The organism is Kitasatospora sp. NPDC002551 (assembly GCF_040296005.1).
In the GTDB taxonomy this organism is placed as follows: Bacteria; Actinomycetota; Actinomycetes; order Streptomycetales; family Streptomycetaceae; genus Kitasatospora.
Genome location: NZ_JBEOWI010000007.1, coordinates 207,046 through 219,639 on the forward strand (window position 1 = coordinate 207,046; position 12,594 = coordinate 219,639).

Annotated in this window: 4 protein-coding genes; 3 read left to right on the forward strand and 1 reads right to left on the reverse strand. The window is 73.6% G+C overall.

Features of this window, described 5'->3' with window-relative positions; all coding sequences use genetic code 11:
* The first annotated feature begins 103 nt into the window (after nt 1-103).
* Nucleotides 104-3,136: a bifunctional [glutamine synthetase] adenylyltransferase/[glutamine synthetase]-adenylyl-L-tyrosine phosphorylase gene (locus ABT093_RS10265; RefSeq protein ID WP_350562442.1), complete on the forward strand. Its 3,033-nt coding sequence runs from the start codon at nt 104-106 to the stop codon at nt 3,134-3,136.
* Nucleotides 3,137-3,196: 60 nt separating this feature from the next.
* Here ABT093_RS10265 and ABT093_RS10270 read toward each other — a convergent pair whose 3' ends face one another.
* Nucleotides 3,197-4,114 carry a phosphatase PAP2 family protein gene (locus tag ABT093_RS10270; RefSeq protein WP_502884185.1) on the reverse strand — a complete coding sequence of 306 codons (918 nt, stop codon included), beginning with the start codon at nt 4,112-4,114 and terminating at the stop codon, nt 3,197-3,199.
* 319 nt (nt 4,115-4,433) lie between these two features.
* Here ABT093_RS10270 and pulA point away from each other — a divergent pair, with 319 nt between their 5' ends.
* Nucleotides 4,434-9,965 (forward strand): pullulanase-type alpha-1,6-glucosidase, encoded by a 5,532-nt coding sequence (pulA, locus tag ABT093_RS10275; protein WP_350562444.1) that lies wholly within the window; start codon nt 4,434-4,436, stop codon nt 9,963-9,965.
* Between the two features lie 581 nt (nt 9,966-10,546).
* Nucleotides 10,547-12,594, forward strand: a 2,048-nt coding sequence (locus ABT093_RS10280; protein WP_350562446.1) for a M4 family metallopeptidase, incomplete at its 3' end; no start/stop codon positions are given.

The window sequence follows — 12,594 nt, forward strand, 5'->3', positions numbered from 1 at the left end:
GCAGGGACGGACGCCGGGTGAACGAGCACGCCCGGCGCGTGGTCACGGACGGCACGGCGGGGGTCGGGCGCGTAGCCTGCTGGGGCGGACGGACGGAGGGGCGATGACGGTGGAGGAACAGCGGGCCGGCAGCCGGGTGAGCCGGCCGGAGATCAGGCTGGTGCGGCGCGGGTTCACCGACCCGGCGCGGGCGCTGCGGCTGCTCGCCGAACCGGCGCTGGACGGCCTCGCGGCGGACCCGCTGCTGCTCGACGCGCTCGCCGCCACCGCCGACCCCGACCTCGCGCTGCTCGGGCTGTCCCGGCTGCTGGAGGCCGCCGACCCGGCCGACCGGCGGACCCTGCGGGACACCCTCACCACCTCCAAGCCGCTGCGCGACCGGCTGCTTGGCGTGCTCGGCGCCTCCACCGCGCTCGCCGACCACCTGGCCCGCCACCCGCACGACTGGCACGTGCTGGTGACCTTCGAACTGCGCGACATGCACCCCGGCCCGGAGGACTTCCGCCGCGCGCTCGCCGAGGCCGTGGCCGCCGACGCCGCCGACCCGGCCGGCCGCCCGGCCGACGCGCTGCGGATCGCCTACCGCCGCTGCCTGCTGGCCGTCGCCGCCCGTGACCTCACCGGCACCACCGACCTCGCCCAGACCGCCGCCGAACTCGCCGACCTGGCCGGCGCCACCCTGCAGACCGCCCTCGACCTGGCCCGCGCCCAGGACCCGGACGCCGCCGCGGCCTGCCGGCTCGCCGTCATCGGCATGGGCAAGTGCGGCGGGCGCGAACTCAACTACGTCTCCGACGTCGACGTCATCTACGTGGCCGAGCCGCGCGAGGGCGTCGACGAGCAGGAGGCCGTCCAGGCCGCCACCCGGCTGGCCGCCGCGCTCACCCGGCTGTGCGCCGACACCACCGGCGAGGGCACCATCTGGCCGGTCGACGCCAACCTGCGCCCCGAGGGCCGCAACGGCCCGCTGGTCCGCACCCTGGCCAGCCACGTCGCGTACTACCAGCGCTGGGCCAAGACCTGGGAGTTCCAGGCGCTGCTCAAGGCCCGCCCGGTGGCCGGCGACCCGGAGCTCGGCGAGGCGTACACCGCCGCCCTGGCGCCGATGGTCTGGCAGGCCGCCGCCCGGGACAACTTCGTCGCCGACGTGCAGCAGATGCGCCGCCGGGTGATCGACTCGATCCCCGCCACCGAGCTGGACCGCCAGCTCAAGCTCGGCCCCGGCGGGCTGCGCGACGTCGAGTTCTCCGTCCAGCTGCTCCAGCTGGTGCACGGCCGCACCGACGAGGCGCTGCGCAGCGGCAACACCCTGGAGGCGCTGGCCGCGCTCTCCCGCGGCGGCTACGTGGGCCGCGCCGACGCCGCCTCGCTGGACACCGCCTACCGGTTCCTGCGCTCCCTGGAGCACCGGATCCAGCTGCACCGGCTGCGCCGCACCCATCTGATGCCCACCGGCGAGGAGGACCTGCGCCGGCTCGCCCGCTCGCTCGCCCCGCTGATCAACGACGACACCCGGGCCGACCCGGTCGCCGCGCTCCAGCGGGAGTGGAAGCGGCACGCGGTCGAGGTGCGCCGGCTGCACGAGAAGCTGTTCTACCGGCCGCTGCTGGACGCCGTCGCCGAACTGCCGCCGGGTGCGGCCGGCCTGCGCCCGGAGGCCGCCCGGGCCCGGCTGGAGGCGCTCGGCTACGCCGACCCGGCCGCCGCGCTGCGCCACCTCACCGCGCTCGCCTCCGGGGTCAGCCGCAAGGCCGCCATCCAGCGCACCCTGCTGCCGGTGCTGCTCGGCTGGTTCGCCGACTCCGCCGACCCGGACGCCGGGCTGCTCAACTTCCGTCTGGTCTCCGACGCGCTCGGCCGTACCCCCTGGTACCTGAGGCTGCTGCGCGACGAGAGCGCCGCCGCCGAGCAGCTGGCGCGGGTGCTCTCGGCCGGCCGGCTCGCCCCGGACCTGCTGCTGCGCGCGCCCGAGGCGGTCGCCGTGCTGGGCGACCCGCAGGGCCTGGTGCCGCGCGGGCGGGCCGCCGTGGAGCGGGAGGTACTGGCCGCCGTCGGCCGGGCCGACTCCACCGCCGCCGCGGTGGCCGCCGTCCGTTCGGTGCGCCGCCGCGAGCTGTTCCGCACGGCCGCCGCCGACGTGCTCGGCCGGCTCGGCGAGGACCCGGCGCACGCGCTGGACACGGCCGGTGAGGCGCTCACCGCGCTGAACGCCGCCACCCTGCAGGGCGCGCTGCGCGCCTGCGTGGCCGGCTGGGAGGCCCGCAACGGCGCGCTGCCGACCCGGATCGCGGTGATCGCGATGGGCCGGTTCGGCGGGCACGAGCTGGGCTACGGCTCGGACGCGGACGTGCTCTTCGTCCACGAGCCGCTGCTCGGCTCGCTGGAGGAGGACGCCGCCCGGGCCGCCCAGGCGGTCTGCCTCGAACTGCGCGCCCTGCTGGCCGCGCCGTCCACCGAGCCGCCGCTGGAGGTGGACGCGGACCTGCGCCCGGAGGGGCGCAACGGCCCGCTGGTGCGCTCGCTGGTCTCGTACGCGGCGTACTACCGGCGGTGGTCGCACGCCTGGGAGAGCCAGGCGCTGCTGCGGGCCGAGCCGGTGGCGGGCGACCCCGGGCTGGGGGAGCGGTTCCGGCAGCTGATCGACCCACTGCGCTACCCGGGCGCCGGGGTGCCCGAGCGGGATCTGCTGGAGATCCGCCGGATCAAGGCCCGGATCGAGGCCGAGCGGCTGCCGCGCGGCGCCGACCCGACCACCCACACCAAGATCGGCCGGGGCGGGCTGGCGGACGTCGAGTGGACCGTCCAGCTGTTCCAGCTCCGGCACGGGCACGAGCTGCCGGGGCTGCGCACCACCCGGACCAGGGCGGCGCTGGCGGCGGCGGCCGGGGCCGGGCTGGTCGGGGCCGAGGACGCGCAGGTGCTGGACGCGGCCTGGGTGCTGGCCTCCCGGGTGCGCTCGGCGGTGATGCTGGTGCGCGGGCGGCCGGGCGACTCCTTCCCGGCGGACGCCCGGGAGCTGGCGGGGGTGGCCCGCTACCTGGGTTACGGGGTCGGGCACAGCGGGGAGCTGGTGGACGACTACCGGCGCACCACCCGGCGGGCCCGGTCGGTGGTGGAGCGGCTGTTCTACGGGTGAGCGGAACGCGAGAGGGGCCCCGGACGAACCGGGGCCCCTCTGCTCGTTCGTGTCCGCCGGCTAGCGCCGTACGGTGCTCACGGTGGGTTCGCTCCACTGCTCCGGGACGGTGACCGGCCCCGGAGCGGCCGGCCGCTCCTCGCGGGCGGGCACCTGCGGGAGCCGGTAGACCCACGTGTGGTAGAACCAGCGGGCGGCGAGGAAGCCCACCAGCAGGCACAGTTCACCGCCGACGGCGTCCATCCAGAAGTGGTTGGCGGTCGCGACGATCACGACCAGGGTCGCCGCCGGGTAGAGCAGGCCGAGCACCCGCACCCAGGTCCGGCGGGCCAGGAAGAAGATGGTCAGACCGCACCACATCGACCAGCCGATGTGCATCGACGGCATCGCGGCGTACTGGTTGGAGACGTGGGTGGCCGGGCCGGAGGCCATCGAGCCCCAGGTGTTGTGCGTCAGCACGGTGTCGATGAAGCCGCCGTCGGTCATCAGCCGGGGCGGGGCCAGCGGGAAGAAGTAGAAGCCGACCAGCGCGATCGCGGTGGTGACGAACAGCACCGTGCGCACCGCGACGTAGCGGCCCGGGTGCCAGCGGTAGAGCCAGACCAGGACGCCGATGGTCACGACGAAGTGCAGCGTCGCGTAGTAGTAGTTCATGCCGGTGATCAGCCAGCCGACGCCGTCCACCGCGTGGTTGATCGAGCGCTCGACGGCGATCCCGAGGGAGTTCTCGAGGTCCCAGATCCAGCCGGCGTGCTTCTGCGCCACCGCCTCCTGCTCGGGGACGGCGTTGCGCACCAGCGAGTAGATCCAGTAGCTGAGGCCGATCAGTGCCAGCTCGAACCAGATCCGCGGTCGCGCCGGGGAACGGCGCTGGTCGCGGACGCGGGTGCGTAGGGCGGACATACGGGTCTGGGCCGCGCGGGTGGCACCGTCGGGCATGCGGCCGCCGTTCTGCTGGATCTCGGTCGGTTCCCCCATGGACGAGAAGTCTGCCAGACGTTCCGTAGCCGTCCGCTCATCCTCCGGAAGTGGATTCTTCACCGGCTGTCCCCCTTGAGAGGTAGGGGGTGGCTCCCACCGGGGGAGGGGGTGCGATCGGGTCTGGCGCGAACCGGTGGGACGGGCATACGACCCATTGTCATGCCGGAGGGGCGGGGTGGCGCAATCGGGGGTGGGGCAGACCGGAAGGGGGTGCATTGTCCCTGCCCGAAACAGTTTCTGCATCTTGCTGAAACATATTGCAGACCGCTAGCGTCTCGGCAACCCGACCACCCTCACCCCCGCAAGGGAGTCCTCCGTGGCCCAACTCCCGCCCCGCCGCAGGCGGAGCATCCCCCGCAGACCGGGCCGGACGGCGGTGCTGCTGGCGGCCTCGCTGACCGCCGCCACCCTCGGCACCGCCGGTCCGGCCGCGCTCGCCGCCGCCCCGCCCGGTCCGCCCTCGGACGCCGCGCTCGCCGCCACCGCCGGGCGCCACGACCTCACCCGCGAGCAGTTCTACTTCGTGCTGCCGGACCGCTTCGCCAACGGCGAGCGGGGCAACGACACCGGTGGCATCGTCGGCACCCGCCTGGACCACGGCCTCGACCCGGCCGACAAGGGCTTCTACCACGGCGGCGACCTGGCCGGACTGATCCAGCGGCTCGACTACATCCAGGACCTCGGCACCACCGCGATCTGGATGGCGCCGATCTTCGCGAACAAGCCCGTCCAGGGCACGGGCGACAACGCGAGTGCCGGCTACCACGGCTACTGGATCACCGACTTCACCCGGGTCGACCCGCACTTCGGCACCAACGAGCAGCTCAAGGAGCTGATCGCCAAGGCCCACGCGCGCGGCATCAAGGTCTTCTTCGACGTCATCACCAACCACACCGCCGACGTCATCGACTACCGGCAGCAGCAGTACGGCTACCGCAGCACCGGCGCCTACCCGGTGCTGGACGCCGAGGGCAACCCGGTCGACGAGACCGCGCTCGCCGGTGCCGGGGCCGGCGCCGGGGCCGGGCCCGCGGCCGGCTGGCCGAAGCTCACCAGGGACTCCTTCCCCTACAGCCCGGTCTTCCGCAAGCCGGCCGACGCCACCGCCAAGACGCCGGCCTGGCTCAACGACCCCGCGCTCTACCACAACCGGGGCGACTCCACCTTCGCCGGCGAGTCCGCCACCGAGGGCGACTTCTCCGGCCTCGACGACCTCGACACCCAGAACCCCAAGGTGGTCAAGGGCTTCGAGAAGGTCTACCAGCAGTGGGTCGAGGACGCCGGCGTGGACGGCTTCCGGATCGACACCGTCAAGCACGTCAACATGGCCTTCTGGCAGCAGTGGGCGCCCGCGCTCAAGGACTTCGCCGCCAAGCAGGGCAACAAGAAGTTCTTCATGTTCGGCGAGGTCTACTCCGGCGACCCCGCGGTCACCGCCCCGTACGTCACCAAGGGCAGGCTCCAGGCCACCCTCGACTTCCCGTTCCAGAACGCCGCCCGCTCCTACGCCTCGCAGGGCGGCTCGGCGCGCGCCCTCGCGGACCTCTACGCCCAGGACCACCGCTACACCACCGCCGACACCGACGCCTACGAGCTGCCCACCTTCCTCGGCAACCACGACATGGGCCGCTTCGGCTCCTTCCTGCTCGCCGACAACCCGGGCGCCGACGAGGCCACCCTGCTGAAGAAGGACCGGCTCGGCAACGAGCTGATGTTCCTCACCCGCGGCCAGCCGGTCGTCTACTACGGCGACGAGCAGGGCTTCACCGGCGCCGGCGGCGACCGGGACGCCCGGCAGGACCTCTTCGCCTCGCAGACCCCCTCCTACAACACCGACCGGGTGCTCGGCGGCGCCCCGGGCTCCGCCGACCGCTACGGCCGCGACGGCGCGCCGTACCGGGACATCGCCGCCCTGGCCGCGCTCCGCCGCGACCACCCGGCGCTCGCCGACGGCGCCCAGATCGAGCGGTACGCCGCCGACGGCCCGGGCGTCTACGCCTTCTCCCGGATCGACGCCGCCCAGCAGGTCGAGTACCTGGTCGCGGTCAACAACGCCACCGAGGCGAAGACCGTCACCCTGGACACCTTCTCCGCCGGCCAGGGCTTCGAGCGGATCCACCCGGCCGCGGGGGAGCGGACCACCAGCGGCGCCGACCGCAGGGTCACCGTCACCGTGCCCGCGCTCTCCTCCGTCGTCCTCAAGGCCGCCGGGAAGCTCGCCGCCCCCGCCGCCGCGCCCGCGATCACCCTGAAGGCGCCCGCCCAGGGCTCCACCGGCACCGTCACCGTCGGCGCCGAGGTGCCCGGCGGCGGCTTCGGCCGGGTCACCTTCGCCGCCCAGACCGGCGACCGGCCCTGGCAGGTGCTCGGCACCTCCGACACCGGGGCCTACGCCGTCACCCAGGACCTCGCCGGCGTGGCCCCCGGCACGCAGGTCCGCTACAAGGCCGTCGTCCAGGACGCCGGTGGCCGGCTGAGCTCCGCCACCGGCGGCTTCACCACCGGCACCCCCGCCCCCGAGCCGGTGCCCACCGCCACCACCCGCCCGTACGCGGTCGTCCACTACCAGCGCAAGGACGGCGACTACGACGGCTGGAACCTCTACGCCTGGGGCGACCTCGCCGACGGCGAGAGCACCCCGTGGCCGGCCGGGCACCCCTTCACCGGCCGGGACGCCTACGGCGCCTTCGCCTACGTGAAGCTCAGGCCCGGCGCCTCGGACGTCGGCTTCATCGTGGAGAAGAACGGCGTCAAGGACGTCGACGCCGACCGGCACATCGACCTCGGCTCCACCGGCGAGGTCTGGGTGACGGAGGGCGACCCCGCCGTCCGCACGGCCGATCCCGGCCCGGCGAACACCCCGCCGGCGAACACCGCCGTCCTCCACTACAACCGGGCCGACGGCGACTACGACGGCTGGGGCCTGCACACCTGGACCGGGGCCGCCGCCCCCACCGACTGGGGCAACCCGCTGCGGCCGGTGCGCCGCGACGCCTTCGGCGACGTCTTCGAGGTGCCGCTCGCCGCCGGCGCGACCAGCCTCGGTTACATCCTGCACCGGGGCAACGACAAGGACCTGCCGAACGACCAGTCCCTCGACCTGACCGGCACCGGCCGCGAGGTCTGGATCCTCGGCGGCCGCGAGGGCTACCTGCTGCCGCAGACCGCCGCCTCCTCCTCCCAGCTGGACCCCGGCTCGGCCAAGGCGCAGTGGATCGACGCGAGGACCGTCGTCGTCCCGGCGAACTACGGCGCGGGGGACGCCGCCCTGGCGAGCGGCACCAGCGCCCAGCTGGTCTACGACCCGGCCGGCGGCATCCGCGCCGAGAGGAACGGCACGCTGAGCAAGCCCGGGCGGTGGATCCGGCTGGCGCCCGTCCAGGGCGGGCTGACCGACGCCCAGAAGGCCGCGTACCCGCACCTGGCCGGCTACCGCGCCTTCACCGTCGACCCGCGCGACACCGCCCGGGTGCCCGCCGCGCTGCGCGCCCAGCTGCTCTTCACCGAGCACCTGCCCAGCGGCGCCGTCCTGGCCGCCACCGGCGTGCAGATCCCCGGCGTGCTCGACGACCTCTACGCCCGCCGCACCGGCCGGGTGGACTTCGGCCCGGCGTACTACAACGGCAAGGTCGCGCTGTCGCTCTGGGCGCCGACCGCGCAGGAGGTCTCCGTCCAGGTCTTCGACACCGCCACCGGCGGCACCCCGAGGACCCTGCCGCTCAAGCGGGACGACGAGACCGGCGTCTGGGAGGTGGTCCGCGACCGGGCGGAGCTGGACGGCAGGTACTACCTGTACCAGGTCAAGGTCTGGGCGCCGTCCGTCCAGCAGGTCGTGGTCAACACCGTCACCGACCCGTACTCGGTCGCGCTGTCCACCGACTCCCGGCGCAGCCTGGTCGCCGACCTCGCCGCCGAGCGGCTCAAGCCCCGGGGCTGGGAGGACCACGCCGTCCCGCCGGCCGTCCCGCTCGGCCGGGAGCGGATCCAGGAACTGCACGTCCGCGACTTCTCGGTCGCCGACGACACCGTGCCCGCCGCCGAGCGCGGCACCTACCTGGCCTTCACCGAGTCCGAGTCGGCCGGCATGAAGCACCTGCGCGAACTCGCCGGGGCCGGCGTCACCACCGTCCACCTGCTGCCGACCTTCGACATCGCGACGATCCGGGAGAACCGGGCCGAGCAGAAGCTGCCCGCCTGCGACCTCGCCGCGCTCGCCGCCGACAGCCGGCAGCAGCAGGAGTGCGTGGCCGCGGTCGCCGCCGAGGACGCCTACAACTGGGGCTACGACCCGCTGCACTACACCGTGCCGGAGGGCTCGTACGCCACCGACCCTGAAGGGACCGCGCGGACCGTGCAGTTCCGGCGGATGGTGCAGGCGATCCACGCGGCCGGCCTGCGGGTGGTGCTCGACGTCGTCTACAACCACACCGCCGCCGCGGGCCAGGACGGCCACTCGGTGCTGGACAGGGTCGTCCCCGGCTACTACCAGCGGCTGGACGCCGACGGCCAGGTGACCACCGACAGCTGCTGCGCCGACACCGCGCCCGAGCACGCCATGATGAACCGCCTGGTGGTCGACTCGGTGACCACCTGGGCCCGCGCGTACAAGGTGGACGGCTTCCGCTTCGACCTGATGGGCCTGGACCCGAAGTCCACCATGCTGGACGTGCAGGCCGCGCTGCGCCGGATGACCCCGGCCTCGGACGGCGTGGACGGGAAGAACATCCTGCTCTACGGCGAGGGCTGGAACTTCGGCGTGGTCGCGAACGGCGCCCGCTTCGAGCAGGCCACCCAGCAGAACATGGCCGGCACCGGCATCGCCACCTTCGACGACCGGATCCGTGACGCCGCCCGGGGCGGCGACTTCCAGCTCTCCTCGGCGCCGCGGCAGGGCTTCGCCTCGGGCCTGTTCACCGACCCGAACGGCTCGCCCGACAACGGCACCCCCGAGGAGCAGAAGGCCCGGCTGCTGCGGCAGATGGACCAGCTGAAGGTGGGGCTGACCGGCAACCTGGCCGGCTACTCCTTCACCGACAGCTCCGGACGGACCGTCACCGGCGGGGACGTCGACTACAACGGCGCCCCGACCGGCTACGCGGCCCGGCCCGGTGAGGCCGTCGCGTACGTGGACGCGCACGACAACGCCGACCTGTTCGACGCGCTCGCGTACAAGCTGCCGCCCGGCACGGCGCCCGCCGACCGGGCCAGGATGCAGGCGCTGGCGCTGTCGCTGACCGCGCTCTCCCAGGGCCCGGGCTTCGCCCAGGCCGGCAGCGACCTGCTGCGCTCCAAGTCGCTGGACGCCAACTCCTACGACTCCGGCGACTGGTTCAACGCCATCCACTGGGACGCGGCGCAGGGCAACGGCTGGGGCCGGGGCCTGCCGCCGGCGGCGGACAACCGGGAGATGTGGCCGGCCGCCGGGGCCCTGCTGGCCGATCCGCGGCTGACCGTCGGCGCGGCCGACATCCGGGCGGCGAGCGCGCAGTACCAGGACTTCCTGCGGATCAAGCGCTCCTCGCCGCTGTTCTCGCTGCCCACCCTGGCGGCCGTCCAGCAGCGGCTCTCCTACCCGCTGTCCGGCACGCCCGGCGAGCTCCCCGGGGTGATCACCCTGCACCTGGACGGCACCGGGCTGCCGGGCGCGGAGAAGGGCGTCACCGTGGTGTTCAACGCGACCCCGACCGCGCAGAGCCAGACCGTGGCCCCGCTCGCCGGGACGGCCCAGGCGCTGCACCGGGTGCAGGCCCAGGGCGGCGATCCGGTGGTGAAGCGGGCCGGCTTCGACGCCGCGACCGGCACCTTCACCGTGCCGGGCCGCACCGTGGCGGTGTTCGTGCAGGGCTGACGGACCGTGGGGCCCGGGCCCCGTGCCGCCTCCGGCGGTGCGGGGCCCGGACCGTTTCAGGGCGCTTTCGGTTCCATTCAATGTATGGACTTGTCCGAAAACCGCCCATGGCACGGCCGGAAAGGTGACGTGCCGCGTCCGTCCGGCGCTGCCCCGCGCCGTCCGGGCCCCGGGCGGCTCCGGGGCGGGTCCTGAGCGCTGGTCAGTGCCCGCCGGAGGTGATCAAACCTTTTCGGCGGGAATGAAAACGATCTCCGGAAGTTCTTGCCGCCGTAACACCGCCGCCCTCCTGACGGATGTACGGGCCGGTAGCTAATCGGCCAATCCCTGGCATGCATCTGTCATTAACGGCTCGTTTGCTGCCACGATTCCCCCGGCTGCAGACGAGGGGGCCCCACCTCCCGGTGCAGCCGTCCCAGGTGAGGAACAGCGCGTCCCCTGCCGGAAAACGCTCGACCACCTTGCTCCGCAACCGCACCCGCGCCGCGTATCGGCGGCGGGGGCCCCCACTGAGTCGCAACCCCGCGGCCAGGTTCTCTCCACCGTCCGCGAACCCCGCGGCGGTCGGAAAAGGAGTCCGCATGTCCCGTTACGCCCACGCCCGGAAGGCAGCGGTTGTCATGGCCGCTACCACCGCGCTGCTGGTGACCGGTATCCCGGTCATCGCGCAGGCGGCCACCCCTGACGCGCCGGCGGCGGTCGCCGCGCAGCAGGCGAGCCGGGCCGAGCTGATCGCCTCGGCGACCCAGCAGACCGCCGGCCTCGCCCAGGCCCTGGGCCTGACCGGCGACGAGAAGCTGGTCACCAAGGACGTCGTCCAGGACGCCAACGGCGCCCGCCACCTGCGCTACGAGCGCACCTACGCCGGCCTGCCGGTGCTCGGCGGCGACCTGATCGTGCACCAGGACGCCACCGGCGCCACCACGGGCGTGACCAAGGCCAGCAGCGCCGTGCTGAGCGGCGTCAACACCACGCCGAAGCTCGCCGCGCCGAAGGCCCAGGAGGCCGCGCTGGCCGCCGAGTCCGGCTCCGCGCTCGACACCGCCCCGCGCCTGGTCGTCTGGGCCGCCGACGGCACCCCGAAGCTCGCCTGGGAGACCGTCGTCTCCGGCAAGCAGGAGAACGGCACCCCGAGCCGCCTCAAGGTCGTCACCGACGCCGCCACCGGCGCCGTGCTGAGCAAGGTCGAGGGCATCAAGACCGGCACCGGCAACGGTGTCTTCGTCGGGACCGTGCCGCTGACCACCACCCAGAGCGGGTCCTCGTACCAGCTCAAGGACGGCACCCGCGGCGGTCAGTACACCACCGACATGGGCAACCGGACCACCGGCAACGGCACGCTGTTCTCGAAGTCCACCGACTCCTGGGGCAACGGCGCGGCCAGCAACCGCGAGTCCGCCGCCGTCGACGCCCAGTACGGCGCCGCCGCCACCTGGGACTTCTACAAGAACACCTTCGGCCGCAGCGGCATCCGCAACGACGGTGTCGGCGCCTTCAGCCGGGTCCACTACGACACCGGCTACGTCAACGCCTTCTGGGACGACGGCTGCTTCTGCATGACCTACGGCGACGGCGACGGCGACACCCACCCGCTGACCGAGCTGGACGTGGCCGGCCACGAGATGAGCCACGGCGTCACCTCGGCCACCGCCAACCTCAACTACTCCGGCGAGTCCGGCGGCCTCAACGAGGCCACCTCGGACATCTTCGGCAACGCGGTGGAGTTCTACGCCAACCTGCCGAAGGACAACCCGGACTACCTGGTCGGCGAGCTCATCGACATCAACGGCAACGGCACGCCGCTGCGCTACATGGACAAGCCCTCCAAGGACGGCCGCTCGGCCGACTCCTGGTACTCGGGCGTCGGCAACCTGGACGTGCACTACTCGTCCGGTGTCGCCAACCACTTCTTCTACCTGCTGGCCGAGGGCAGCGGCGCCAAGGTGATCAACGGCGTCAGCTACAACAGCCCGACCGCCAACAACGTCACCGTCACCGGCATCGGCCGGGACAAGGCGCTGCAGATCTGGTACAAGGCGCTGACCTCGTACATGACCTCCACCACCAACTACGCCGCGGCGCGCACCGCGACGGAGAACGCCGCCAAGGACCTCTACGGCGCGGGCAGCCCCGAGGTGATCGCGGTCGGCACCGCCTGGGCGGGCGTCAACGTCGGCACCGTGCCCCCGAACCCGGGCGGCGTGACCGTCACCAACCCGGGCAACCAGAGCACCAAGGCCGGCACCGCGGTCAACCTGGCGATCAAGGCGGCCGGTGGCACCGGCGCGCTGACCTACTCGGCCACCGGCCTGCCGGCCGGGCTGTCGATCAACGCCTCCACCGGCGTGATCACCGGCACCCCGACCACCATCGGCAACTCCAGCGTCACCGTGACGGCCAAGGACTCGGCGGGCAAGACCGGGACCACCAGCTTCACCTGGGCGGTCACCGACCCCAACACGAGCTGCACCCCGGCGCAGCTGCTGGGCAACGCGGGCTTCGAGACGGGCACGGCCGCGCCGTGGACCGCCTCCAGCGGCGTGGTCGACAACTCCTCCTCGCAGGCGGCGCACGGCGGTTCGTGGAAGGCGTGGCTGAACGGCTACGGCTCGACCCACACCGACACGCT

Excerpts from the sequence above, each read along its gene's own strand:
- ABT093_RS10270 (WP_502884185.1), bottom strand. The coding sequence starts at position 4,114 with ATGGGGGAACCGACCGAGATCCAGCAGAACGGCGGCCGCATGCCCGAC.
- ABT093_RS10265 (WP_350562442.1), top strand. The coding sequence starts at position 104 with ATGACGGTGGAGGAACAGCGGGCCGGCAGCCGGGTGAGCCGGCCGGAG.